Here is a 23923-nt window from a genome sequence, read left to right as displayed (position 1 = left end):
GGGTTGAACCCCCCAAGACCGAATTCCAAGTATTGCAAAGACCAAAGGTGGCGCAGCGCGATGGACGATCAGAACAAGAACCTCATCCTGGCCACGGTGCTCAGCTTCATCGTTGTCCTCGTCTGGTTCCTCCTCTTCCCGCCCCAGGAACAGGCCCCCGTCACGGACGGCTCTGTGGAACAGACCCAGGTTGAGAGCGTCGGCACCGATGGCGCCATGTCCCCGGCGGGCACGACCGCAGCCGCGGCCGACACCCCGGCGATCGACGCAGGCCCCGCCGCAGAAGCGCCCCGCATCCGGATCGAGACCCCCAGCCTGGAAGGCTCGATCTCGCTGGCCGGTGGCCGCATCGACGACCTGCAGCTCACCGACTACAAGGTCTCGCTGGACGAGGATTCCGCCGATGTCACCCTGTTCCGCCCGCAGGGCGAGCCGGGCGGCTACTATGCCCTCTACGGCTGGGTTGGCGGCACCAACATCGACGCGGTGCCCGGCGCCGACACGGTCTGGAGCCTCGAATCCGGTGACGTGCTGACGCCCGAGACCCCGGTCACCCTGGCCTGGGACAACGGCGCCGGCCAGATCTTCCGTCAGACCTACGCGGTGGACGACAAGTTCATGTTCACCGTCAGCCAGTCCATCGAGAACACCGGCGAGGCAACCGTCGCCCTGCGCCCCTACGGCCTGCTGCGTCGCCACGGCGAACCGGCGGACCTGCAGAACTTCTTCGTGGTGCACGAAGGCCTGGTGCGCATGTCCGACGGCGAGCTCGAAGAGCAGGGCTATGACGACATGGTCGACTTCGACGTCGACCCGCGCGAAGGCACCCCGGCCGAACGTATCGACGTCTCTGAAAGCGGCTGGGTCGGCTTCACCGAGCACTACTGGATGGCGACCCTGATTCCCGGCGACCGCCCCTTCCGCTCGACCGCGAAGTATTACCCCAGCCCCGATGTCTACCAGACCGAGGCCGTGCTCTCCGGCGTCGAAGCCACCCCCGGCGAGACCATCGAGATCACCACCCAGCTCTTCGCCGGCGCCAAGGAAGGCGAGACCATCAAGGATTACGAGGATGCCGGCGTCACCCGCTTCTTCGACTCCATCGACTGGGGCTGGTTCTTCTTCCTGACCAAGCCGATCTTCTGGCTGATCCACTGGCTGCACAGCTTCATCGGCAACATGGGCTGGTCGATCATCGCCATGACGATCTTCCTCAAGGCGCTCCTCTTCCCGCTGGCCTACAAGTCCTACGCCTCGATGGCGAAGATGAAGGAACTGCAGCCCCGCATGGAAGAGCTGAAGGCCAAGGCCGGTGACGACCGCCAGAAGCTGCAGAAAGAGATGATGGAGCTCTACAAGAAGGAAAAGGTGAACCCCGCTGCGGGCTGCCTGCCGATCCTTCTGCAGATCCCGATCTTCTTCTCGCTCTACAAGGTGATCTTCGTCACGCTGGAACTGCGCCACGAGGCATGGGTCGGCTGGATCAAGGACCTTTCGGCCCCCGATCCCACCTCGATCGTGAACCTCTTCGGCGCCCTGCCCTGGGATGCCTTCCCGCCGGAAAGCTTCCTGGCGATCCTGAACCTGGGCGTGCTGCCGATCCTGCTGGGCATCTCGATGTGGCTGCAGCAGAAACTGAACCCGGCACCCGCCGATCCCGCGCAGCAGATGATCTTCGCCTGGATGCCCTGGGTCTTCATGTTCATGCTCGGCAACTTTGCCTCGGGCCTGGTGCTCTACTGGATCACCAACAACACGATCACCTTCATCCAGCAGTACCTGATCATGCGCAGCCACGGGTTCAAACCCGATGTCTTTGGCAATATCCGCAAGTCCTTCTCTCGCAAGACGGCCGCGGCGACCAAGGGCAAGGACTGACATGAGACGCGTTGCGCAGATCTGGCGCCATCCGATCAAGGGAATCGGGGCCGAGCTGCTGCAGCAGATCGCCCTGACCCCGGATCGCCCGCTGCCGGGCGACCGGGCCTGGGCCCTGCTGACCGGCGAGGCGCAGGATACCGGCGCATGGCAGAGCTGTCGCAATTTCGCCCGGGGCTGCTTCGGCCCCGAGCTCATGGCGATCACCGCCCGCAGCCTGGCGGATGGCCGCATCGCGCTGGACCATCCCAAGGCGGGCGAGATCGAGATCGACCCGGCCACAGACAGCGACGCGCTGGTGGCTTGGCTTTCTCCGCTCTGGCCGGAAGAGCGCCCTGCCCTGGGCCGGCTCATCGCCGCGCCGGATGAGGGCATGTCGGATGGCCCTTATGCCTGTGTCTCGATCCTGGGCCGCGCCTCGCTCGGCGCGCTCTCCGAGGCCTGCGGAACCCAGCTTGACCCACGCCGTTTTCGTGGCAACCTGTGGGTGAAGGGGCTTGAGCCCTGGGAAGAGCTGGACTGGCCGGGGCGGCGTCTTCGGATTGGCGAGGCCGAGCTGGAGGTTGTCGAGCGGATCGACCGCTGCCGTGCAACCCAGGTGAACCCCGAGACCGGCGAAGAGGACGTGCAGACCCTGCGCATCCTGCGCCGTACCTGGGGCCATATCGACTTCGGCGTGAAAGCGCGGGTCATCACGGGCGGAGAGATCGCGCTCGATTCAGAAATCGAGGTGTTGTGATGGAAATGTTGCCCTTCCCCCTTGCCGAAGAGCCGGATGAACTGGCCTCGGAGACCGGGCGCAAGCTCTTTGCCGGGCCGGTGGACTTCCTCAAGGGCGTGGTGGCCATGGATGGCCTGCCCGAGGCCGACCGGGTCGAGGTCTGCTTCGCCGGACGCTCGAACGTCGGCAAGTCCAGCCTGATCAACGCGCTGACCGGCCGCAAGGGCATCGCCCGCGCCTCGAACACGCCGGGGCGAACGCAAGAGATCAACTTCTTCACCCTCGGGGAAGAGCGCTACCTCGTCGACCTGCCCGGCTATGGCTATGCCAATGCGCCGCTGGCGGTGGTCGAGAAATGGCAGCGCCTGCTGAAGCAATACCTGCAGGGCCGTCAGACCCTGCGCCGCGCCTTCGTGCTGATCGACGCCCGGCACGGGGTGAAGGCCGTCGACGAAGAGATCATGAAGCTGCTCGACAGCGCTGCCGTGACCTTCCAATGCGTGCTGACCAAGGCCGACAAGGTGAAGCTGAATGACCGCGAACGGGTCCTCAACCAGGTCCGCGGCGCTCTGGCCAAACACCCCGCTGCCTTCCCCGAGCTGGTTCTGACCTCCTCCGAGAAGGGCGATGGCATCGCCAGCCTGCGCAGCATCATCGCCGGGCTCGACTGAGCCGGGCGCGCGGTGCCTGGCGTCCCCTGGACAGTCTGAGCTTCCACAAGCCTGAATGAAATGCGATCGGCCCCGAAGCTCGGGACCGATCCGCCGGGTCTGGGCTGCGCCCTGCCCTTCAGCGGGGCCAGGCGAGTCTCAGAACATGTAGTTGAGGCGCGCGGTCAGCGTGTTCACCGAGACGTCGCGCCCCGCCCCGTCCACATCGGTGAACCCGTGGTGCAGCAACTCCGCGCCGAGGGTGACCGCGTCGCTCATATGGGTCTCGACCCCGAGGCCCAGAACATAGCCCATGTCGCTGCCGAAATCGGCCCGCGCCTGGGCCACACCGCCGACCGCGTAGTAGTGGACACCCCGGCGCAGCACGCCGGCGCGGCTCTTGAGGCGGGTGATCCGGTCGATACGGCCGGCTGCGGTGTCGATATCACTGTCGGCCACTTCGACCTCGGCCCCCAGCAGAAGCCCGCCGCGGCGGCTGTTCACGCCGGCGTTGAGACTGCGCAGCATGTCCGTGTCGGAAGAGGTGGCAACCCCGAGGGAGGCGCCGACATAGGGACCTTCCCAGAGATCCCGCGCTTCGGTCGGGCGCCCGGCCAGAGCAAGGCAGATCGCCAGAAGGATCGGGAAGAGGATATGTCGGTGCGTGTGTTCCATCACCGACAAAACACGCGAAAAGGCCTAAAAGTTCATTTAATCCCAAAGAAAAAGGTCCGGGCACCTGGCCCGGACCTTTCCCGTCGCTCTGTTCAGGGGATCAGAAGCGGTAGTTCACGCGGGCCGCGAGGGTGCCTGCGTTGACGTCCGTGCCGGAGTCGTTGAAGTTGTCGAACTCGTGGTACAGGTATTCTGCACCGACCGAGACGGTCTCGGTGACCTTGTAGTCGGCGCCGACACCGTAGACGAGGCCGTTGTCATCGCCGAGCGAGGTGTTGGCATAGGCCGCACCGACCACGCCGTAGATCAGCGCGGGACCTGCGTCATAGCCGGCCTTCAGCTTGAGGCGGGTCATGGAATCCAGGTCGGCACCCCCCAGGATGCCATCTTCGGCGCCGGTGTAGTCGACTTCACCACCCAGCACGAAGCTGCCGAAGTCATAGTCGTAACCAGCCTGGACACCATAGACGGTGCCGTCGCCGTCGGTACCACCGGCATCGACGTCACCATAGCCCAGCTGGCCACCGACGTAGCCGCCGGTCCAGTCGGTGCCTGCGGTGTAGACGGGCGCCGGGGCGGTGACCACGGGCTCTGCGGGGGTCTCGGTGTAGGAACCTGCGAGGGCGGGACCTGCGACGGCTGCCACCGCCACTGCTGCGATCATCGTGTTGCGAAACATTGTTGTCTCCTTCGTTTCCTTTTGCCGGGTGGGGGATACACCGCGGCCCTGTGATCTTGTTGGGCACAGGGGACACAACGGGTTCCCCCGCTGCGTCCTCGGCGCACTAACTGGTGAGAATCGGAGAAAGTTCCATGGGTCACGACACGACCCCAAGGGTATCGGCCAGAAGGCGCGAAAGCGGCCCTCCGCACCCGGCAATTCCCCGCTGGCCCGCTCAAGAGCCTGGCAAACCCGCGTGAGCCTCCCTTGAAACTGCCTCGGCGCAGCCCATCGGACGCCGGGCTTGGCAGCGCGTGGCACAGCGCGTATCAAGCCTGCAAACGAGGACGCAGAGATGAAGAAGCAGACAGCCATGAACCGAGACTGGATCGCCACCGCCCGGACGCTTTCAGAGGCCCTGCCCTATCTGCAGCGCTACGAAGGTGCGATCGTCGTTGTCAAATTCGGCGGCCACGCCATGACCGATGCCGAGGGGCTGCGCACATTCGCGCGCGATATCGTGCTGATGCGTCAGGTCGGCGTGAACCCGGTGATCGTCCATGGCGGTGGCCCGATGATCAACGAGATGCTCGACAAGCTGCAGGTCAAATCGGACTTCGTGCGCGGCAAGCGGGTCACCGACGAGGCCACGATGGATGTGGTCGAGATGGTGCTCTCTGGCCAGGTCAACAAGCGCATCGTCGCCGCCATCAACGAGCAGGGCGGCAAGGGCGTGGGGCTTTCGGGCAAGGATGCCAACCTGATGGTCTGCCGCCAGGACGACCCCGAGCTCGGCCTCGTCGGCACCCCGGACGAGATGGACACCACCATCCTGCACTCGATGTTCCGCAGTGACATCATCCCCGTCATCGCCCCCATCGGCATGGGCCGCGAGGGCCAGACCTTCAACGTCAACGGCGACACCGCCGCAGGTGCCATCGCCGGGGCCCTGCGCGCCGACCGGCTGCTGCTGCTGACCGATGTGGCTGGCGTCAAGGACGGCAGCGGCGAAGTCGTCACCGCCCTGACCGCCCAGCAGATCCGCGACATGACCGCCGATGGCACCATTGCCGGTGGCATGATCCCCAAGACCCAGACCGCCCTGGACGCCATCGAGCGCGGCGTGCGGGCGGTGGTGATCCTCGACGGCCGTGCGCCCAATGCGGTGCTGCTGGAGCTCTTCACCGAACATGGCGCGGGCTCTCTCATCCGTGCCGAGTGAGGCGCCGGATCTCGCGGCCCTCGAAGAGGCGGCACGGGACCGCCTGCTGACCATCTCCTGCGGGTTGGGTTCCGCCGCCTGCGCGGCGCTCGAGGATCTGCCCCAGGGCACCCGCAGCCTGCTGCTGCTCTCTCCCCTCGAGCCCGCCTTCTGGCCCGGCTTCACCGCCAGCCCGGAATGGCAGGACGGCGGCGCTGACCCGATGGACCGCTGGTCGCGCCGGGTCATCGGCACCTGGGCCCGCGAGCTGGGTGCAGAGCCGCTCTTTCCCTTCGGCGGCCCGCCGTTCCAGCCCTTCCTGTCATGGGCGCTGGCCTCCGGCGCGCTGCATGGCTCTCCGGTGGGGATGCTGGTGCATCGGGGGATGGGGCTCTTTGCCTCCTTCCGCGGCGCGCTGGCGCTGCCCTGGGAGGTGAGCTTTCCCGACCCAGCCCCGCGCCCCTGCGACAGCTGCGACGCCCCCTGCGCCACCAGTTGCCCGGTTGGCGCCCTCGGCGCCTCGGGCTACGATGTGGCGCGCTGCAAGGCGCATCTGGCACGCCCCGAAGGCCGGGACTGTCTGGAGGGCGGATGCCTGGCCCGCCGCGCCTGCCCCGCAGGGCGGACCGGCAGCAGGCTGGCCGCGCATTCGGCCTACCACATGCGGCAATTCCTGGGGGCATGATGACCCGCCGACTGATCCTGATGCGCCACGCCAAGAGCTCCTGGACCGACCCCAGGCAGACGGACCATGCGCGCCCCCTGAACGAGCGCGGCAAGGAAAGCGCCGCGGCGCTCGGCGACTGGCTGCACGCGCAGAGCTACCTGCCCGACCAGGCACTGGTCAGCAGCGCAGAACGCACGCAGCAGACCTTCGCGGGCCTTGCCCTGCCCCTCACGCCGGTGCTGGACGACGGGCTCTATCACGCGGGATCTCTGCGCATGCTTGCCGCGCTGCGGGCGGCGACCGGGCGGACGGTGCTCATGATCGGCCATAATCCCGGCATTGCCGAATTCGCGCGGGACCTCGTCGGATCCCCGCCCGACCACGGGCGCTTCAGGGACTACCCGACCGGAGCCACGCTGGTGGCCGACTTCGCGGTCGAGAGCTGGGCGCAGATTACGCCGGGCACGGCACAGGTGGTCGACTTCATCGTCCCGAGAGAGCTGACCGCCTAGCAAAAGCCCGACCTGCCGGGTCTGCGTGAGATGCGACGCCCGCCCGCCGTGGCCTATGTGGCAGCGACAGGTCGCTGCACAGCCTCTGACCCTCACGATTGTCGCCATGGTTTTCACCTGGGCCGCGAGAGCGCTGAACCTTCGCTGGAGCGCATGTTGGTCTGCGCGGAAGACCCTTCCGGCGCCGAACGGGGCATTTGCCGCCCCGACGCCCGGTCCCGCGCCGGTTGCAGATTTCAGGCCAGCTTTTCGCAGAATCTGGCATGATACCCGGAATTTCATCGATGCCTTTACAGACCAAGCCATTACGAACCGGAGGATCGCCGGATGCCAACCGAAGATCGCAATGAATTTGTACAGCACAGCCTTTTCACCGCCAAATGGGCCGCTCTCGGCCTCTGCCTCGTCCTCTTGCTGAAACTGGCGGAGATGCTGGGCATCCCGCTGCAGAACTTCAAGGCCGGGGATATCGAGGTCAGCCTGGGCGACGACGGCGAGGAAATCGAGATCAGCGAAGTCCTTGCCAAGAATACCCAGTCGATCCAGCGCAACCAGAGCACCCTGGCCGACAATGTCGGGTCACTGAAGCTCCTGCAGGCGCAGGTCTCTGCGCTGGAGGCGGCGCTGGACCAGATGAGCGAGGGCGCCAGCCAGTCCCTGCGGACCGAGCTGAACATTCCCGCCGATCAGAAGGTGGACATCGAGCAGGGTGCCTCCGAGAAGCCCGTGCTGGACCTTGGCACCAACCAGGGCGTGGGCGTCATCTGGCTGGGCTCCTACGTCGACGGAGCCTGGGTCGACACGCTGCTGGCCGATCCGGCGCAACTGCCGCCACCGGACCAGCTGGTGGCCAGCAACCAGCCCTTCAGCCTGACCGGCAACGTCAACGTCCGCCAGAGCCTGCCCCGGCCGGTGAACGAAGGCTACTTCTCGGATATCTCGGTCATCGGTGTCGCCACCGCGGGCACCGATATCGAGGTCATCAGTCAGCCCGTGCGTTACGACCGCGAAACCGGACCGCAGTACTGGGCCAAGGTGCGCACCACCTTCGAGACCTTCCTGACCGAGTGAGCGGAACGCGAAAGGCCCCGCGCGATGGCGGGGCCTTCCTGCAATCCGCGGGACCGTGGTCCCGGCAGGGTCTCAGTGACCCAGGATCTGGCTGAGGAACAGCTTCGTGCGTTCCGAGCGCGGGTTGTTGAAGAACTCTTCCGGCTCGTTCTGTTCGACGATCTGGCCCTGGTCCATGAAGATCACCCGGTTGGCGACCTGACGCGCGAAGCCCATCTCGTGGGTCACGCAGAGCATGGTCATGCCTTCCTCGGCGAGCTGGATCATGGTGTCCAGCACCTCCTTGATCATCTCGGGATCGAGCGCCGAGGTGGGTTCATCGAAGAGCATGATGCGCGGCTTCATGCAGAGCGAGCGGGCGATGGCCACACGCTGCTGCTGACCACCCGAAAGCTGGCCGGGGTACTTGTTGGCCTGGTCCGGGATCTTCACCTTTTCCAGGAAGTACATCGCCGTTTCGATGGCTTCCTTCTTCGGCGTCTTGCGCACCCAGATCGGCGCCAGGGTGCAGTTCTCGAGGATCGTCAGATGCGGGAAGAGGTTGAAGTGCTGGAAGCACATGCCGACCTCGGAGCGCACCTTGTCGATGTTCTTCAGGTCCGAGGTCAGCTCGGTCCCGTCGACGATGATCTTGCCCGACTGGTGCTCTTCCAGGCGGTTGATGCAGCGGATCATCGTGGACTTGCCCGACCCAGAGGGGCCCGCGATGACGATGCGTTCGCCCTTGTTCACGGTCAGGTTGATGTCCCGCAGAACGTGGAACGAACCGTACCACTTGTTCATGTTGGAGATCTCGATCGCGACCTCGTCCGAGACCTTCATGGCCGAGGTGTTCACGGGCGTTTCGACAGCAGTATTGGTCATTTTGACTTACTCCTCAGTGGTGCCCGGTCTGAAGCTTGCGCTCCAGATACATCGAGTAGCGGGACATGGAGAAACAGAAGATGAAGAAGACGGCACCGATGAAGATGAACAGCTCCCAGTAGACACCGTTCCAGGCGGTGTCGGCGCGGATCGCATTGGCCAGACCCAGCGGGTCGATGAGGCCGATGATCGACACCAGCGTCGTGTCCTTGAACACGCCGATGAAGGTCGAGACGATACCGGGGATCGAGATCTTCAGGGCCTGGGGCATGATGATCAGGCGCTGTGCCTTCCAGTAGTCGAGGCCAAGCGCATCGGCGGCTTCGTACTGGCCACTGGGCAGGGCCGCGAGGCCCCCGCGGATCACCTCGGCCATGTAGGCAGAGGCAAACAGAGTCACCATGATCATCACCCGCAGGATGATGTCGAAGTTGGTGCCCGGCGGCAGGAAGATGTTCAGCAGCACCGAGGCCACGAAGAGCAGCGTGATCAGCGGCACGCCGCGGATGAACTCGATGAAGCAGACACAGAGCACCTTGACCAGCGGCAGGTCACTGCGGCGGCCAAGGGCCAGCACGATCCCGATGGGAAGCGAGCAGCCGATGGCCGTGACGCCGATGGTGACCGACAGCATGAAGCCACCGAAGTTCCGCGAAGGCACGGGCTCCAGCGGCAGCAGCGGCACCAGAGAGGCGATGCCATTGGCGACCGGGGCCGCCAGGAAGATCCACCACAGGACCGCCACCACTGCGGCGACGAAGAGCGAGATCCCGGCATTGGCGACCTTCATCATCGCCGCGAAGACGGCGTAGCCGATGCCGAAACCAGCGGCGACCATGAGCGGCATCCAGATGCTGCCGCCCCAGAGCAGCCAGGGCATCAGGAAGGGGAAGGCGGCCGAGAAGTACAGCAGCTTGGGCGGGAAGTAATCGGTGTAGAGCACCGGGCCCAGGGCCAACAGCAGCAGGATCAGCGTCAGGATCGGACGCCAGTAGAGCTCGGAGGGATAGAAGCCGAAGAGCAGCTGCAGCCAGCGCTCACGAATCACCCCCCAGCAGGCGCCCTCGTGCCCGGCAAGGATCTCGCGGCATTCGGTCAGCGAGGTGGAATACCAGGTCGGCGAGAAGAACCAGGGCAGAAGCCCCGAGAGCAGGTAGAAGACGAAGGCCAGCGAAAGCACCGTCAGCAGGCTGTTCTTCCAGCCATTGAACAGGTTGCTTCGCGCCCAGCCAACCGGCCCCACGATCGAGGACGGCGGCTCTTGCTGCTCCAGCATGGTTTCACGGACAAAGAGGACCGTTTCTGCGTGTGTATCGCTCATATCAACGCTCCACCAATTTCTTGCGCTCGTTGTAGACGTTCATCACACCCGAGATGATCAGCGAGATCACCAGGTAAACGAGCATGCCCAGAAGCACGGTCTCAAGCTCTCGTCCGGTCTGGTTCAGGGTGATCCCCATCAGCGTGCCGGTGATGTCCATGTAGCCCACGGCGATCGCCAGCGACGAGTTCTTGGTCAGGTTGAGATACTGCGAGATCAGCGGCGGGATGATCACCCGCAGCGCCTGGGGCAGGATGACCAGGTTCATGATCCGGTTGGACCTGAGGCCAAGCGCCGCGGCAGCTTCGGTCTGACCCTTCGAGATGGCCAGGATGCCGGCACGCACGTTCTCGGCGATGAAGGCCGCGGTATAGAGCGACAGCGCCAGCCAGAGGGCGATCAGCGAGTTCCGCATATGGGTGCCGCCCTGGAAGTTGAAGCCTTTCAGCGCCGGGTAGCCCAGGTGGAAGCCCAGCAGGATCAGCAGGAGGACGACCGGCAGCACGATCACCGCGGTCTGCACATGCCAGGTCCGCGGACGCACGCCGGTGGCTTCCTGCGTCGCATCCGCCTTGCGGCCGATCCGCTTGGCCACCCAGAAGGAGCCGATGAGCACCACGATGATGGCGACCAGGTCGAGGCTGATGCCGAAGGCACCGAAGACCGACAGGTCACCGATCCCGCGCGAGAAGAGCGGCTCGGGCACGTAGACGCCACGGTTGGTGAAGGCGACCGTATCGAAGAGCTTCATCGTCGCCTCGGGGGTGTCCCCCCGGAAGTCGCGCGGCGAGGGCAGGCTCTCGATCAGGATGGCCATGGCCAGGACGATCCACATCAGCACGGGCACGTTGCGGAACATCTCGACATAGACGGTCATCAGGCGGGCGACGAGCCAGTTGCTCGACAGGCGCAGCACGCCCACGATGACCCCGATGATGGTGGCGGTGACACAGCCGAGGACAGCGACCAGAAGCGTGTTCAGCAGCCCGACGAAGGCTGCGCGCAAATGGGTGTCCTGGTTGTCGTATTCGATCAGGCGCTGGTTGATGTCGTAACCGGCGGGCGTGTTCAGGAAGCCGAAATCGACCTCCTTGCCCAGGTCGTGCAGGTTCTGGACCGTGTTGTTCGTCAGCCAGCCGAGCAACGTCAGAACGGCGATGAGCGCGATGATCTGGAATGTGTAGGACCGGTAACGCGTGTCGTAGACAAGCATGGATAGCTTGAACGACTCCGCCGGCGGATCAGTAAGCGTCGTCATTGTGAATCTTCCCCGTGTCCGGCCAGTTCTTTAAAGGCGTCTTCGCGCGAGGCCGGGTCAGTCCCTTTTCGGGACATGATATGGAGGAGGGGCGCAGCCTAGGCCGCGCCCCTCCCCGTTCAGATCTTAGCGGAACGGCGGCACGTAGAGCAGGCCACCGTCGGTGTAGAGGGCGTTCAGGCCACGAGCGAGACCGATCGGGGTGTTCTCGCCGATGTTCTTCTCGAAGAGTTCACCGTAGTTGCCGCCAGCCTTGATGGCTTTCACGGCCCAGTCGGCTTCGAGGCCGAGCATCGCGCCCAGCTCGCCTTCGGTGCCGAGCAGACGGTTGATCTCCGGGTTGTCGGTGGGAGCTGCTGCCAGCTCTTCGACGTTGGCGGAGGTCACGCCGTATTCTTCGGCCGCGATCAGGGCGTTCAGGGTCCAGCGAGCGATATCGCCCCACTCGTCATCGCCATGGCGAACGAGCGGACCGAGCGGCTCTTTCGAGATGATCTCGGGCAGAACTGCGTAGTCGCCGGGGTTCTCGAAGGTGGCGCGGGTCGCTGCCAGGCCGGAGGCGTCGGTGGTGTAGACGTCGCAGGCACCGGCCAGGAACTGCTGCTGAGCTTCGGCATTGGTTTCGATCGGAACCGGCTCGTAGCTGATGTTGTTCACACGGAAGAAGTCCGCGAGGTTCAGCTCGGTGGTGGTGCCGGTCTGGATGCAGACGGTCGCGCCGTCCAGTTCCTTGGCCGAGGACACGCCCAGCTCCTTGGGAACCATGAAGCCCTGACCATCGTAGTAGTTCACGCCTACGAAGGTGAACTTGAGGTCCACGTCGCGGGAGAAGGTCCAGGTGGTGTTACGGGCCAGCAGATCGATCTCGCCGGAGGCCAGCGCGGTGAAGCGGGTCTTGCCGGTGGTCGGAACGAATTCGACGGCGGTCGGGTCGCCCAGAACGGCTGCGGCAACGGCGCGGCAGACGCCGACATCGAAGCCTTCCCACTCGCCGTTCGCGTCGGGGGCGGCGAAGCCCACGAGGCCGGTGGTGACGCCGCAGTTCAGCTTGCCGGCGGCTTTCACGTCATCGACGGTGGCTGCGCCAGCAACACCGGCGGCCAGGCCGGCAACGGTCAGCGCGCCAAGAAATACGGATTTTTTCATGTTTACCTCTTCCTGATGGTCCGCCTTGTCCACTACGGCGGTTCTCCGACCGTAGCGGGCCGGGGACGAAAGCGCTAAGGGTGCTCCCCCTTAACAGTGCCTAAACACTGAGCGGATTCATCGCAGCCGGTCAAGCCATTCATCACGAAAAGCGAACGTAGGATGTCGCGCCGGAACCTGGGCGACGTTGCGGAAGGCGAGTAAATATTGGGCGCAGCGCTGGCTCAACTGCGTCCGGAATCCTGCGCCAAAAGCGACATAAAACGGCGCGCATCGTCAAAAGCGGCCTTTTTCAGGGCCGCCACCTCGCGTGCCTCGTCATCGACGCCCCATTGCTCTTCCTGCCAAGTCTCGTCGAGGCGGGAGATCTCCCAGAGGCGGTCTCCGGTCCAATTGGTCAAAAATGAGGCAAAGCCCAGCACCAGAGAGCCCGAGATCGCCACCAGGTCATGGAAAGCGGCCAGCTCGAAGGGGTCGAGCGCATGGACGCGGCTGCGCAGCGTCTCAAGGGCGACGGGGTCCTGGGGGGCGTGCAGAATCCCCTGGCGCGGTGCCAGGCGCGCGCCCAGCTCGGAGGCGGCCCAATCCAGCACCGGGTCCCATTCCCGGTTCTGCCGGTCCACCAGTTCCGCCGGGCTGTCGGCGCGGTAGCAGAGCAGGTCGGCATCACCGTAGGCGGCCAGCATCTCGGCCACGTCGGCGTGCTGATGGGTCACCTTGTCGATGGCCGAATTGGCGGTCCGGGTGAGCGGCATGATGGTGGGATCGACGACCTCCGTCTGCACCGCCCATTCGCCAGCCAAAGCTTGTGCGAGCGGCTCTGAGGGCACAACGAGGGGGGCCTTGGCGGGGGTGCGCACGGGGCGTCCGTCGAGCTCGACGGTGTAGCCGCCGGTGGCGGGCACCGCTCGGGCCTCGGTCCAGAAGACGCGGGGTTTCCAGTCGCTCATCACTTCTCTCCGGTCAGCCGATCAATGGCCGCGGCAAGGCCCTGGGGGGTCTCGACACTGGCGGTGGCCTGGCTCAGTTCCGACAGCGGATGATAGCCCCAGCCGACGGCGATCGAGGCGATGCCCGCCGCCCTGGCCATGTCGATATCGTAACGGGTGTCGCCGATCATCACGGCCCTCTCCGGCGCCACGCCGGTCTCGGCCAGGGCGGTGAGAATCATCGACGGATTGGGTTTTGAGGGATGATCGTCAGCCACTTGGATCGACTGAAAATATCCCCGCATTTCATGCACATCCAGCAGAGCTTCCAGCCCGCGGCGGGATTTTCCGGTGGCCACGGCCAAAAGCGTCTCGGGCTCCTGCGACAGGCGCTGAACCAGCGCGCGCATGCCGGGAAAGAGCGGCGAATGCTCAGGCCCGGCGGCCAGGCGATTCTGCTGGTAGGCGCGCTTGTAGACCTCGACCAGCCGCGCATGGGTGCTTGGGGGCACCTCGGGCGCCAGCAGGGGCATCGCCTCTGCCAGCGAAAGACCGATGATTCGCTTGATCTCGTCGCGCGAGGGCAGCGTCAGCTCGACCTCGTCGAAGGCGACGGCCATGGCGGCGCGGATCTCTCCGAGCGAATCGGAGAGCGTGCCATCGACGTCGAATATCACCAGTCTCAGGTCGGACATCTGCTTACCCCAGCGGTTCATCCAGATCGAACGGGTCCTTGCGCACCGAGCCCTCGGACCAGCCGAAGTGATCCCAGGAGCGCTTCATGTGGTCGGGCAGCGGTGCCTCGAGCTCTACCGGCTTGCCGGTGAAGGGATGGGTGAAGCGCAGCAGGCGGGCGTGCAGGTGCAGCTTGCGGCTGACCTCCCCGCCCAATTGCGCACCCCAGCCGTCGCCAAGGTTCTCCTGGCTGGAACCACCATATTTGCCATCGCCGATCATCGGGTGGCCGATCTCGGCCATATGGGCGCGCAGCTGGTGCGTGCGCCCGGTGACCGGCACCAGGCCGACCCAGGCCGCCCGCTGACCCAGCCGCCACAGGACCGAGTAATCGGACACGGCGCGCTTGGCACCGGGCGTGGTGTCGATGTCGCGGGGATGGACGCAGAGCATCTTCTCGCCCTCACCGCCCGAGCCATGGCCAGGCGCCTTCACCAGGCCGAACTTGATCGTGCCCATGTAGGGGGTCGGCACACCGGCCACCAGCGCCCAGTAGATCTTGCGCGTCTCGCGCGACCGGAAGGCGCCGGTCAGCTTCGCGGCGGCCTCTCGGGTGCGGGCCAGCAGCAGCAGGCCCGAGGTATCCTTGTCGAGACGATGCACCAGGCGGGGCTTCTCGTCGTAGCCGAACTTCAGCGCCTCCGAGAGGCCGTCCACGTGGCGCGTCTGCTTCGAGCCGCCCTGCACAGGCAGGCCCGGCGGCTTGTTCAGGGCGATGATATGGTCGTCCTTCCACAGCACCGCATCCATCATCATCTGCGCATCCGCATCCGAGATCTTCGCAGCCGCCTTCGGCGCCGGGGCCTCGCCCTCGGGGATCGGCGGCACGCGCAGCACCTGGCCCGGCGCCAGCCGCGTATTGGACTTCACCCGCCCGCCATCAAGGCGCAGCTCGCCCTTGCGGCACATCTTCTCGATCCGGCCCTGAGTCAGCTGCGGGAAGGTCCGCCGCATCCAGCGGTCCAGCCGCATGTCGGCATCGCCTGCCGGGATCTCGATCTGCTGTACACTGCTCATGCCAGTATCCCCCGCATCGCATAGGTTCCCGCGACGATCGCCGCCAGCGAGATGATGACCGACAGGCCCACGTAAAGCGCCGCCAGCCCGGCCTGCCCGCGCTCGAAGAGCGTCAGCGCCTCCAGCGAGAAGGACGAGAAGGTGGTGAAGCCACCCAGGATGCCCGTCGCCAGGAAGGGGTTCCAGCCGGTCAGGCCCTTGTGGCCAATATAGACCACCAGCGCCCCCATCAGGAAGGAGCCCAGGATGTTCGCCGTCAGCACCCCCAGCGGGATCGGCAGCGAGGGTCCCGCAAGACGCAGGATCGCCACCCCGGACAGGTAACGGAGCGAGGCACCTATGGCGCCCCCGGCAGCAACTTTAAGCAGTGTCAGAAACATCCGGCGTCTCTCGCTTGCGCGCCCCCCAATGTCAAGCTTTACAGGGTTCAAGCCGGTTTGCACCCTGCGTCGGGCACAGGCGGCCGGATCAGGTCCCCGGGTTTCCGGCCCGCTTGGCCCGCAACCGGGCGAAGTACTCCAATCGCTTCTTCAGGTCCCGCTCGAAACCGCGCTCGACGGGCTGGTAGTAGTCCGGCCGCTTCATCCCCTCGGGGAAGTAGTTCTGCCCCGAGAACCCGTCCTCGGCATCGTGGTCATAGGCATAATCCGCGCCATAGCCCTGCCCCGCCATGAACTTGGTCGGCGCATTGAGGATATGTTTCGGCGGCATGACCGAGCCCGTCTTCCGCGCCTCGGCACGGGCGGCGAGATAGGCCATCTCGGTGGAGTTCGACTTGGGTGCCAGGGCCAGGTAGATCACCGCATTGGCCAGCGCCTGCTCGCCCTCGGGGCTGCCCAGCCGTTCGTAGACCTGCCAGGCATCCAGGCAGATGGTCTGCGCCTGCGGATCGGCCAGGCCGATGTCCTCGACCGACATGCGGGTGATGCGGCGCGCCAGATAGCGCGGGTCCTCGCCGCCCTCCAGCATCCGGCAGAACCAGTAGAGCGCCGCATCCGGGTCGCTGCCGCGCACGGATTTGTGCAGCGCCGAGATCAGGTTGTAATGCTCATCCCCGGACTTGTCGTATTTCGCCGCCCGCCGCATCAGGCGCTTGGCCAGCTGCTCGGGGTCGAGCGGCTTGTCGACCTTCCAGGCGGCCACCTGCTCGACCAGGTTCAGGAAGGCCCGGCCATCACCATCGGCCATGCCAAGCAGCGCCTCGCGGGCCTCGGTATCGAGCGGCAGCTTGCGGTCCAGCGCGGTCTCGGCACGCTGCGCCAGCAGCTCGAGATCCTCAAGGCTGAGGCGCTCCAGCACCATCACCTGGGCGCGCGACAGAAGCGCGGCGTTGAGCTCGAAGCTGGGGTTCTCGGTGGTGGCGCCGACCAGGAGGATCGTGCCGTCTTCCATGTGCGGCAGGAAGCCGTCCTGCTGCGCCTTGTTGAAGCGGTGGATCTCGTCGACGAAGAGCAGCGTCCCCTGCCCCATGCGGCGGCGCTGGCGGGCGGCCTCGAAGACCTTCTTCAGATCCGCCACGCCCGAGAAGATCGCGGAAATCTGCACGAAATGCAGATCGGTCTCATGGGCCAGTAGTCGCGCCATGGTGGTCTTGCCGGTGCCCGGCGGCCCCCAGAAGATGAGAGAGCTGAGCGCGCCCGAGGCCAGCATCACGGTCAGCGGGGCGTCTGGGCCGATGACCTGCCTCTGACCGATGACCTCGGCCAGGCTCTGCGGGCGCAGCCGGTCGGCCAGCGGGCGGGGGCCTGCTGCGGTGTCGGACGCCTCGCCGGGCGCGGGATCGCTGTCGAAGAGATCCGCCATCAGAGCCGGAACCGCATGGAGAGCAGCTTGCCCTCGCGTTGCACCGAAAGCGCCAGCATGCCGCGTGCATCGTCAAGCGCCCGCAGCGCCTCGGCCGAGGTGGTCACGGGCGCGCCGTTCACCGCCTCGATCACATCGAGCGCCCGCAGCCCGGCACGCAGACCGATGCTGCCGGGGTCGGTGATCAATGCGCCCTGGGTATCAGGAGCAAGCCCCGCCTCGGCGATCACCGCCGGGTTGACCGTGACCAGCGCCAGGCCGGGGATCGGGCTGCGCTGTCCGGTGACGCGCGGGTCGCGCGGCGGCTCTTCCGGGGCGGTCGTCATCTGGACCTCGATATCCCTGGTCTTTCCATCCCGCAGCCGGGTCACCTGCACGCTATTGCCCAGCCCCGCGACGGTCATGCGGAAGATCATCTCGGGCGGCGAGGCCACGGGCTGCCCCCCGACGGCCAGGATCACGTCGCCCACCCGGAAACCGGCATCGCGGAACGGAGAGGCGGGGTGCAGTTCGGTGATGGCGATACCCTCGGGGCGGGTGAGACCGAAGTGGTCGGCCATGTCCGCATCCACCGCCTGCCCGGTCATCCCGGCCCAGGGTCGCTGGAAGTGCTCTGCGCCGCGCCGGGCCTGGGACAGGAACTCTTTCACCAGCCCTGCGGGGATGGCGAAACCGATTCCGTTCGAGCCGCCTGAGCGGCTGAGGATCGAGGTATTCACGCCAATGAGCTGCCCCGACACGTCGATCAGCGCGCCGCCCGAATTGCCCGGATTGATCGGCGCATCGGTCTGGATGAAATAGCCCCGCTCGTTGCCCGTCGCCGTGCCCGAACGCGCCAGCCCCGAGACGATGCCAGAGCTGACGGTCTGACCGACCCCGAAGGGATTGCCGATGGCCAGCACCAGCTCGCCCACTTCCACCGTGTCGCTGTCGCGCAGGGCCAGGTGGGGCATGTCGCTGGCGTTATCCAGCTTCAGAATCGCCAGATCCGAAGAGGCATCGGCCAGCAGCACCTCCGCGTTGAACTCGCGCCGGTCGTTCAGCACCACGCGGATCTCATCCGCCTGGCCCACCACGTGGTAGTTGGACACCACGTAGCCGTCATCGGACAGGATCACGCCGGAGCCCAGGGAGTTCTGCACCCGCGGGCGGGAGGGCGCGAAGTTGCGGAAGAACTCGGAAAACACCGGGTCATTGGCGAAGGGCGAGGCGCGGCTTTCGACGATCCGCCGGGCGTAGATATTGACCACGGCGGGGGTGGCCTCCTTCACCAGCGGCGCGAAGCTGAGAGAGATTTGGGCCTTGCTCTGCGGCACCTCGGCCGCGACGGGCAGCGCCATCGAGAAAGAGAGCATCAGGGTGGCGAGTAGTCGAAACACCTGGGGGCCTTTCCTGCGTCGGTCGTCAGGGTCCAGATATGCGGAGGTGGGGCGCGGAAGGCAAGGTGCGCGGGGTCACGGGGTCGTGCGGCCTGGGGCCGGGCATCGCAATGCGCAGCTGGCGGGCAGGGCCAACCCCATGGCACAAAAAGAAAAAGCCCCGCCGAAGCGGGGCCTTTGAAACTGTCGAAGGCTGCGGGATTATTCCGCGGCTTCTTCGGCCTCGACGCGGGCCTTGTCGGCTGCGCCCTTGGCGTCGACGTCACGGTCGACGAATTCGATGATCGCCATCGGTGCCATGTCGCCGTAGCGGAAGCCGGCCTTCATGATACGGATGTAGCCACCCTGACGCTCGGCGTAGCGCGGGCCGAGAACGTCGAAGAGCTTCTGGACCAGGGCGTCCTGCTTCAGCTTGGACGCGGCCTGACGGCGGGCGTGCAGATCGTCACCGCCACGCTTGGCGAGCGTGATCAGCTTCTCGACGATCGGGCGCAGTTCCTTGGCCTTGGGCAGGGTGGTCTTGATCTGCTCATGTTCGATGAGCGAGCCGGCCATGTTTGCCCACAGAGCCTTGCGGTGCTCGTGGGTACGGTTCAGGCGGCGGTAACCTTTTGCGTGACGCATATGTCTTACTCCTAGGTGCCCTCTACGGGCTGTTTTGCTTTGTCCGGCCGGCGATGCGTGTCACCGACTCTCCTTGGGGCCTTTGCGGTGGCCCGGTCCGTGCGGGGCTGATAGCCCCAAAACCCTGTAAGTGCAACGTCTGTAACGCGTCGGTACAACGTCGGTATCACGTCGGTGCCGGGCGTACGTTGCCCCGTTTCGTTAGCCTTTGGTTAACGAGGCCGGGAGGGCCTTCAAGACGCAAGGCGGGGAAATCCCCGCCCTGCGCAATTCTCTCTGCCGAAGCCCTGGATCAGAAGTGATCTTCGAACTTCTTGGCCAGGTCTTCGATGTTGTCCGGCGGCCAATCCTCGACGTCCATGCCGAGGTGCAGGCCCATGCCCGAAAGCACTTCCTTGATCTCGTTCAGGGACTTGCGGCCGAAGTTCGGGGTGCGGAGCATCTCGGCTTCGGTCTTCTGGATCAGGTCGCCGATGTAGACGATGTTGTCGTTCTTCAGGCAGTTTGCCGAACGGACCGAGAGCTCGAGCTCGTCGACCTTCTTCAGCAGCAGCGGGTTGAACTCCAGACCGTCGTCCTCGTCCTGGCGGCCGGCGGACTCGGGCTCTTCGAAGTTCACGAAGATCGACAGCTGGTCCTGCAGGATGCGGGCGGCATAGGCCACGGCATCATCCGGCGTGATCGAGCCGTCGGTTTCCACCTTCAGCGTCAGCTTGTCATAGTCCAGCACCTGGCCCTCACGGGTGGGCTGCACATCGTAGGAGACCTTCTTGATCGGCGAGTAGATCGCGTCGATCGGGATCAGGCCAATCGGGGCGTCTTCCGGCTTGTTGCGGTCGGCGGGGACATAGCCCTTGCCGGTGTTCACAGTCAGCTCCATGAACAGGTCCGCGCCTTCGTCGAGGTGGCAGATCACGTGATCCTTGTTCAGGATCTCGATACCCGCGGTCTCGGCGATTTCGCCGGCGGTGACGGCGCCCGGACCCTTGGCCGAGATCGACACGCGCTTGGGGCCTTCGACTTCCATGCGCAGGGCGACGCCCTTCAGGTTCAGCACGATGTCGGTGACGTCTTCACGCACACCGGCAACGCTCGAGAACTCGTGCAGCACGTTGTCGATCTGGACGGAAGTGATGGCCGCGCCCTGCAGCGAGGACATCAGCACGCGACGCAGCGCGTTGCCGAGCGTCAGGCCGAAGCCCCGCTCGAGCGGTTCGGCGACGACGGTCGCCTGGCGCGCGGGATCGTTGCCCGGTTTGACGTCAAGCTGGGTCGGCTTGATCAGTTCGGCCCAATTCTTGTGGATCATGCGTGTCTCCTCAATTCCTGTCCCGGCCCCATGTCCGAAGGCCGGCACGCCCGAGGTTCAAAAGACGAAAGAGAGGCCGCGCCAAGGCGCGACCCCCCGAAATGGTATGTCCGATCAGACGCGACGACGCTTCGGCGGACGGCAGCCGTTGTGCGCGATCGGGGTCACGTCGCGGATCGACGTGATGTTGAAGCCGACGGCAGCCAGCGCACGCAGCGCGGATTCACGACCCGAACCGGGGCCCTGCACTTCGACTTCGAGGGTCTTCACACCATGTTCCTGCGCCTTCTTGCCTGCATCTTCTGCAGCCATCTGAGCGGCGTAGGGGGTCGATTTCCGCGAACCCTTGAAGCCCATGGTGCCGGCAGACGACCAGGAAATGGCGTTGCCCTGCACGTCAGAGATCAGGATCTTGGTGTTGTTGAAGCTGGAGTTCACATGTGCGACGCCAGCTGCGATGTTCTTGGAGACCTTTTTCTTGGCCCCACGACGGGTATCACGTGCCATATCTGTGCGCTCCCCTTACTTCTTCTTGCCGGCAATGGCCTTTGCGGGGCCTTTGCGGGTACGAGCATTGGTGTGGGTACGCTGACCGCGAACCGGCAGGTTACGGCGGTGACGCAGACCGCGGTAGCAGCCGAGGTCCATCAGGCGCTTGATGTTCATCTGAACTTCGCGGCGCAGGTCGCCTTCCACGGTGTAGTTGGCGTCGATATGCTCACGGATGGAGAGCACTTCGGCGTCGGACAGCTCGTTCACGCGACGGGTAGCGTCGATGTTCACAGCTTCGCAGATGGCCTTGGCCGATGCGGGGCCGATACCGGTGATGTAGGTGAGGGCGATGGGAACCCGCTTTGCAGTCGGGATGTTAACGCCGGCGATACGTGCCAATGGTCACTTTCCTTTGGTTGCGGTTCCGTAGCTCCAGAACCTTTTTTCACAACAGGATGGCCCGAGGTACTGAGACCTTGGACCATGTCTGAATTCGCTCCCCCCGCGAGACGTGTCAAGAATCGACACAAGACCGGGGATAGGGCTGCGTATTTTGTATTGCGCGGAGGGTCAACCCATTTTTCACGGTTACGTCAGAGCCCGCCGGTTCGTCTACCGGCAGCTCGGACATGGGTCCGTAAGGGCGGGAATGCGCCCGAGAGGCTGTACCCTCAAACTAGCTTGTCCGCCCGCCGCGATCAAGGCCACGGATCGGCGTCACCGGCGGTGCAAAGCCGAAACATGACACCCAGGGGAGCCGAACCGCTGACGGCCCCGCGCGCCGGCTGCCCTGGCCGCTGACATAGACGATCCGGAACAATCACTTGCAGAGGGGCCGGCCAATGCTGGGGGCGGGATGCGGAATAATCAGGCTGCGATCACCCCATTCTGGCCCAAGGCGAAGAAAGGGAGGCGCATGGCCCCTGCCCCGCGCTGCAGATCCCGCGCCGCGCCAGGCCCGACAGAAAAAGGGCGCCCCGAGGGGCGCCCTTCATCAATCACTGTCCAGACGGTCTCAGTTGTCGAGGATCGCGCCGATCGAGGCCTTGACGACCTCCATCGAGGCCAGCCCGTCGACCCGCTTCAGCAGGCCCTTGGCATGGTAGTAGCCAAGCAGCGGAGAGGTCTTCTTGTAGTATTCCATCAGGCGCTTCTTGAGGCTTTCCTCATTGTCGTCCGCACGGGCGTCGCCACCTGCGGCGACGGCCTCCTTGGCGCGGTTGACGATGCGGTCCACCAGGACTTCGTCACGAACGCGAAGTTCGATGGCGCAATCCAGTTTCTGACCCATCTCGGCCAGCAGCGCTTCCAGGGCATCAGCCTGGGCCAGGGTGCGCGGGAAACCGTCGAAGATGAAACCGCCCTTCTGGGGCCCTTCCAGCTTCTCGCGGATCAGGCCGATGACGATCTCGTCGGTGACGAGTTCGCCGCGGTCCATGACGTCAGCGACGACCTTTCCCATTTCGGTGCCCGAGGTACGGGCCTCGCGCAGCATGTCCCCGGTCGAGAGCTGGATCATGTCCCGCTCCTTCACCAGCATGCCAGCTTGAGTGCCTTTACCGGCTCCCGGCGGTCCAAGCAGAATAATATTCATCGACGTGCAGCTCCTCCCTTGCGTGCCCGGCGCTTACCTTTACCGCGCAGCTGCGATTTTTCAATCAGGCCCTCGTACTGGTGGGCCAGAAGATGCGATTGCACCTGCTGAATCGTGTCCATGGTCACGGAAACGACGATCAGCACCGATGTGCCGCCGAAATAGAAGGGCACGGCGAACTGGTTCCGCAGGATTTCGGGCATGATGCAGACCAATGCCAGATAGCCGGAACCAAGGACCAGGACGCGGTTGACGACATACTCGAGGAACTCGGCGGTCTTCTTGCCAGGGCGGATGCCCGGCACGAAGCCGTTCTGGTTCTTCAGGTTGTCGGCCACATCATCGGTCTTGAACGCCACGTTGTGGGTGTAGAAGTAGGCGAAGAAGACGATCATCGCCACGAAGAACAGCAGGTAGAGCGGCTGACCGGGGCCGAAGTAGGCCAGGATGGTCGACATCACCGGGCCGGTATCGGTGCCCGAGAAGGTCGCCAGGGTGGTCGGCAGCAGCAGCAGCGAGCTGGCGAAGATCGCCGGGATCACGCCTGCGGGGTTCACCTTGATCGGCAGGTGCGAAGAGCCGCCGTCATAGACCTTCATGCCCACCTGGCGGCGGGGGTACTGGATATGGATCTTGCGCAGGGCGCGCTCCATGAAGACCACGAAGGCAATGACCGCGATGACCATGACGATCACGCCGATGATCACGGCCGGGCTGATGGCGCCCGAACGACCCGAGGCAAAGAACTGCGCCAGGGCGGCGGGGACCTCGGCGATGATGCCGACGAAGATGATCAGCGAGATGCCGTTGCCGACGCCGCGCGCGGTGATCTGCTCGCCCAGCCACATCATGAACATCGTGCCACCCACCAGGGTGATCACGGCTTCGAGGCGGAAGAAGAGACCGGGATCGGACGCAAGATCGCCGGCTTCCAGCGACACGGCCAGGCCATAGGCCTGCAGCGTGGCCAGCAGCACGGTGCCGTAGCGGGTGTACTGGTTGATCTTCTTGCGGCCCTGCTCGCCCTCTTTCTTCAGCTGCTCGAGCGCCGGCACCATGGCCGTCATGAGCTGCACGATGATCGAGGCAGAGATATAGGGCATGATGCCGAGGGCGAAGATACCCATCCGGCCGAGGGCGCCGCCGGTGAACATCGACAGCATGCCGCCGATCCCCTGGCCCGCGCCTTCCATGAACTCGCGCAGCGCGGCACCGTCGATTCCGGGAACCGGAATATACGTGCCGAGCCGGCAGATGATCAGCAACCCGATGGTGAAGAGGATGCGCTTGCGCAACTCCGTGGCCTTGCCGAGTGCGGCCCAGGAGGTGTTGGCAGCCATCTGTTCTGCTGCAGATACCATATGGCTCTCTTTCTTGGCAGAGCGCCGCCGAAGCCATTTCCAGGCTCGGCGGCGC

General features: G+C 65.0%; 25 protein-coding genes. 7 read left to right on the top strand and 18 right to left on the bottom strand.

What is annotated here, in order from left to right; genetic code table 11:
- Positions 1 to 60 precede the first annotated feature (60 nt).
- Genes yidC through yihA form a run of 3 tightly spaced genes read left to right on the top strand, consistent with a single transcriptional unit; the run spans position 61 to position 3270 of the window.
- Positions 61 to 1878, top strand: a complete 1818-nt coding sequence (gene yidC / locus CRO50_RS08750) for a membrane protein insertase YidC (protein ID WP_097145525.1) — start codon at positions 61 to 63, stop codon at positions 1876 to 1878.
- A 1-nt stretch (position 1879) separates the two neighbouring features.
- A complete protein-coding gene (locus CRO50_RS08745; protein WP_097145524.1) occupies positions 1880 to 2617 on the top strand; it encodes an MOSC domain-containing protein in 738 nt (245 codons plus the stop codon).
- A complete protein-coding gene (gene yihA / locus CRO50_RS08740) occupies positions 2617 to 3270 on the top strand; it encodes a ribosome biogenesis GTP-binding protein YihA/YsxC (RefSeq protein ID WP_097145523.1) in 654 nt (217 codons plus the stop codon). Before CRO50_RS08745 ends, yihA begins: the two co-directional genes overlap by 1 nt.
- Before the next feature lie 138 nt (positions 3271 to 3408).
- Here yihA and CRO50_RS08735 read toward each other — a convergent pair whose 3' ends face one another.
- Both CRO50_RS08735 and CRO50_RS08730 read right to left on the bottom strand, forming a co-directional pair.
- Positions 3409 to 3924: an outer membrane protein gene (locus CRO50_RS08735; protein WP_097145522.1), complete on the bottom strand. Its 516-nt coding sequence runs from the start codon at positions 3922 to 3924 to the stop codon at positions 3409 to 3411.
- 100 nt (positions 3925 to 4024) lie between these two features.
- Positions 4025 to 4603: an outer membrane protein gene (locus CRO50_RS08730; RefSeq protein ID WP_097145521.1), complete on the bottom strand. Its 579-nt coding sequence runs from the start codon at positions 4601 to 4603 to the stop codon at positions 4025 to 4027.
- A 337-nt stretch (positions 4604 to 4940) separates the two neighbouring features.
- Here CRO50_RS08730 and argB point away from each other — a divergent pair, with 337 nt between their 5' ends.
- From argB to CRO50_RS08710, 4 genes are all read left to right on the top strand, one after another.
- Positions 4941 to 5807 (top strand): acetylglutamate kinase, encoded by an 867-nt coding sequence (argB, locus tag CRO50_RS08725; RefSeq protein WP_097145520.1) that lies wholly within the window; start codon positions 4941 to 4943, stop codon positions 5805 to 5807.
- Positions 5797 to 6471 (top strand): ferredoxin, encoded by a 675-nt coding sequence (locus CRO50_RS08720; protein WP_179747237.1) that lies wholly within the window; start codon positions 5797 to 5799, stop codon positions 6469 to 6471. The genes argB and CRO50_RS08720 overlap by 11 nt, the downstream gene beginning before the upstream one ends.
- Complete coding sequence (locus CRO50_RS08715; RefSeq protein ID WP_097145890.1) at positions 6471 to 6965, top strand: SixA phosphatase family protein; 495 nt, start codon at positions 6471 to 6473, stop codon at positions 6963 to 6965. The genes CRO50_RS08720 and CRO50_RS08715 overlap by 1 nt, the downstream gene beginning before the upstream one ends.
- A 327-nt stretch (positions 6966 to 7292) precedes the next feature.
- Positions 7293 to 8036: a hypothetical protein gene (locus CRO50_RS08710; protein WP_097145518.1), complete on the top strand. Its 744-nt coding sequence runs from the start codon at positions 7293 to 7295 to the stop codon at positions 8034 to 8036.
- A 72-nt stretch (positions 8037 to 8108) separates the two neighbouring features.
- On the opposite strand, the gene CRO50_RS08705 is transcribed toward CRO50_RS08710, so the two are convergent.
- The 16 genes from CRO50_RS08705 to secY form a co-directional block, all read right to left on the bottom strand.
- Positions 8109 to 8900, bottom strand: a complete 792-nt coding sequence (locus CRO50_RS08705; protein ID WP_097145517.1) for an amino acid ABC transporter ATP-binding protein — start codon at positions 8898 to 8900, stop codon at positions 8109 to 8111.
- Between the two features lie 13 nt (positions 8901 to 8913).
- Entirely contained in the window at positions 8914 to 10221 is a 1308-nt protein-coding gene (locus CRO50_RS08700) for an amino acid ABC transporter permease (protein WP_097145516.1), read from the bottom strand.
- Position 10222: 1 nt separating this feature from the next.
- Complete coding sequence (locus CRO50_RS08695; RefSeq protein ID WP_416061077.1) at positions 10223 to 11380, bottom strand: amino acid ABC transporter permease; 1158 nt, start codon at positions 11378 to 11380, stop codon at positions 10223 to 10225.
- A 225-nt stretch (positions 11381 to 11605) separates the two neighbouring features.
- The gene (locus tag CRO50_RS08690) at positions 11606 to 12625 is read right to left on the bottom strand and encodes an amino acid ABC transporter substrate-binding protein (RefSeq protein WP_097145514.1); all 1020 of its coding nucleotides are present in this window, start codon (positions 12623 to 12625) and stop codon (positions 11606 to 11608) included.
- Between the two features lie 224 nt (positions 12626 to 12849).
- A complete protein-coding gene (locus tag CRO50_RS08685; RefSeq protein ID WP_097145513.1) occupies positions 12850 to 13575 on the bottom strand; it encodes an ATP12 family chaperone protein in 726 nt (241 codons plus the stop codon).
- Positions 13575 to 14249 (bottom strand): HAD-IA family hydrolase, encoded by a 675-nt coding sequence (locus CRO50_RS08680; RefSeq protein ID WP_097145889.1) that lies wholly within the window; start codon positions 14247 to 14249, stop codon positions 13575 to 13577. The genes CRO50_RS08685 and CRO50_RS08680 overlap by 1 nt, the downstream gene beginning before the upstream one ends.
- Positions 14250 to 14253: 4 nt before the next feature.
- Positions 14254 to 15306, bottom strand: coding sequence for an RluA family pseudouridine synthase (locus CRO50_RS08675; protein ID WP_097145512.1), 1053 nt, complete (start codon positions 15304 to 15306; stop codon positions 14254 to 14256).
- Positions 15303 to 15686, bottom strand: coding sequence for a fluoride efflux transporter CrcB (crcB, locus tag CRO50_RS08670; RefSeq protein ID WP_097145511.1), 384 nt, complete (start codon positions 15684 to 15686; stop codon positions 15303 to 15305). Before crcB ends, CRO50_RS08675 begins: the two co-directional genes overlap by 4 nt.
- 88 nt (positions 15687 to 15774) lie before the next feature.
- Complete coding sequence (locus tag CRO50_RS08665) at positions 15775 to 17109, bottom strand: replication-associated recombination protein A (protein ID WP_097145510.1); 1335 nt, start codon at positions 17107 to 17109, stop codon at positions 15775 to 15777.
- Entirely contained in the window at positions 17109 to 18488 is a 1380-nt protein-coding gene (locus tag CRO50_RS08660; RefSeq protein WP_416061072.1) for a trypsin-like peptidase domain-containing protein, read from the bottom strand. The genes CRO50_RS08665 and CRO50_RS08660 overlap by 1 nt, the downstream gene beginning before the upstream one ends.
- Before the next feature lie 201 nt (positions 18489 to 18689).
- The gene (rplQ, locus tag CRO50_RS08655; protein ID WP_097145508.1) at positions 18690 to 19112 is read right to left on the bottom strand and encodes a 50S ribosomal protein L17; all 423 of its coding nucleotides are present in this window, start codon (positions 19110 to 19112) and stop codon (positions 18690 to 18692) included.
- Positions 19113 to 19404: 292 nt separating this feature from the next.
- Positions 19405 to 20421 (bottom strand): DNA-directed RNA polymerase subunit alpha, encoded by a 1017-nt coding sequence (locus tag CRO50_RS08650; RefSeq protein ID WP_097145507.1) that lies wholly within the window; start codon positions 20419 to 20421, stop codon positions 19405 to 19407.
- A 114-nt stretch (positions 20422 to 20535) separates the two neighbouring features.
- The gene (rpsK, locus tag CRO50_RS08645; protein WP_097145506.1) at positions 20536 to 20928 is read right to left on the bottom strand and encodes a 30S ribosomal protein S11; all 393 of its coding nucleotides are present in this window, start codon (positions 20926 to 20928) and stop codon (positions 20536 to 20538) included.
- Between the two features lie 15 nt (positions 20929 to 20943).
- Entirely contained in the window at positions 20944 to 21312 is a 369-nt protein-coding gene (rpsM, locus tag CRO50_RS08640) for a 30S ribosomal protein S13 (RefSeq protein WP_097145505.1), read from the bottom strand.
- A gap of 616 nt (positions 21313 to 21928) precedes the next feature.
- The gene (locus CRO50_RS08635) at positions 21929 to 22507 is read right to left on the bottom strand and encodes an adenylate kinase (protein ID WP_097145504.1); all 579 of its coding nucleotides are present in this window, start codon (positions 22505 to 22507) and stop codon (positions 21929 to 21931) included.
- On the bottom strand, positions 22504 to 23868 hold the full coding sequence (secY, locus tag CRO50_RS08630) for a preprotein translocase subunit SecY (protein ID WP_097145503.1): 1365 nt from the start codon (positions 23866 to 23868) through the stop codon (positions 22504 to 22506). Before secY ends, CRO50_RS08635 begins: the two co-directional genes overlap by 4 nt.
- Between the last annotated feature and the right edge of the window lie 55 nt (positions 23869 to 23923).

Origin of the sequence: Pseudooceanicola antarcticus (genome assembly GCF_900215355.1) — a bacterium.
In the GTDB taxonomy this organism is placed as follows: Bacteria; Pseudomonadota; Alphaproteobacteria; order Rhodobacterales; family Rhodobacteraceae; genus Pseudooceanicola; species Pseudooceanicola antarcticus.
Note: the sequence above shows the minus strand (reverse complement) of the source record. Positions and strands in the feature narration are given on the sequence as shown.

Coding starts and splice junctions, on each gene's coding strand:
- argB (WP_097145520.1), top strand. CDS start 4,941: ATGAAGAAGCAGACAGCCATGAACCGAGACTGGATCGCCACCGCCCGG.
- CRO50_RS08745 (WP_097145524.1), top strand. CDS start 1,880: ATGAGACGCGTTGCGCAGATCTGGCGCCATCCGATCAAGGGAATCGGG.
- CRO50_RS08690 (WP_097145514.1), bottom strand. CDS start 12,625: ATGAAAAAATCCGTATTTCTTGGCGCGCTGACCGTTGCCGGCCTGGCC.
- secY (WP_097145503.1), bottom strand. CDS start 23,868: ATGGTATCTGCAGCAGAACAGATGGCTGCCAACACCTCCTGGGCCGCA.
- CRO50_RS08685 (WP_097145513.1), bottom strand. CDS start 13,575: ATGAGCGACTGGAAACCCCGCGTCTTCTGGACCGAGGCCCGAGCGGTG.
- yidC (WP_097145525.1), top strand. CDS start 61: ATGGACGATCAGAACAAGAACCTCATCCTGGCCACGGTGCTCAGCTTC.
- CRO50_RS08650 (WP_097145507.1), bottom strand. CDS start 20,421: ATGATCCACAAGAATTGGGCCGAACTGATCAAGCCGACCCAGCTTGAC.
- CRO50_RS08635 (WP_097145504.1), bottom strand. CDS start 22,507: ATGAATATTATTCTGCTTGGACCGCCGGGAGCCGGTAAAGGCACTCAA.
- crcB (WP_097145511.1), bottom strand. CDS start 15,686: ATGTTTCTGACACTGCTTAAAGTTGCTGCCGGGGGCGCCATAGGTGCC.
- CRO50_RS08665 (WP_097145510.1), bottom strand. CDS start 17,109: ATGGCGGATCTCTTCGACAGCGATCCCGCGCCCGGCGAGGCGTCCGAC.
- CRO50_RS08735 (WP_097145522.1), bottom strand. CDS start 3,924: ATGGAACACACGCACCGACATATCCTCTTCCCGATCCTTCTGGCGATC.
- CRO50_RS08700 (WP_097145516.1), bottom strand. CDS start 10,221: ATGAGCGATACACACGCAGAAACGGTCCTCTTTGTCCGTGAAACCATG.
- CRO50_RS08715 (WP_097145890.1), top strand. CDS start 6,471: ATGACCCGCCGACTGATCCTGATGCGCCACGCCAAGAGCTCCTGGACC.
- CRO50_RS08705 (WP_097145517.1), bottom strand. CDS start 8,900: ATGACCAATACTGCTGTCGAAACGCCCGTGAACACCTCGGCCATGAAG.
- rplQ (WP_097145508.1), bottom strand. CDS start 19,112: ATGCGTCACGCAAAAGGTTACCGCCGCCTGAACCGTACCCACGAGCAC.
- CRO50_RS08730 (WP_097145521.1), bottom strand. CDS start 4,603: ATGTTTCGCAACACGATGATCGCAGCAGTGGCGGTGGCAGCCGTCGCA.
- CRO50_RS08710 (WP_097145518.1), top strand. CDS start 7,293: ATGCCAACCGAAGATCGCAATGAATTTGTACAGCACAGCCTTTTCACC.
- CRO50_RS08680 (WP_097145889.1), bottom strand. CDS start 14,249: ATGTCCGACCTGAGACTGGTGATATTCGACGTCGATGGCACGCTCTCC.
- yihA (WP_097145523.1), top strand. CDS start 2,617: ATGGAAATGTTGCCCTTCCCCCTTGCCGAAGAGCCGGATGAACTGGCC.
- CRO50_RS08675 (WP_097145512.1), bottom strand. CDS start 15,306: ATGAGCAGTGTACAGCAGATCGAGATCCCGGCAGGCGATGCCGACATG.
- rpsK (WP_097145506.1), bottom strand. CDS start 20,928: ATGGCACGTGATACCCGTCGTGGGGCCAAGAAAAAGGTCTCCAAGAAC.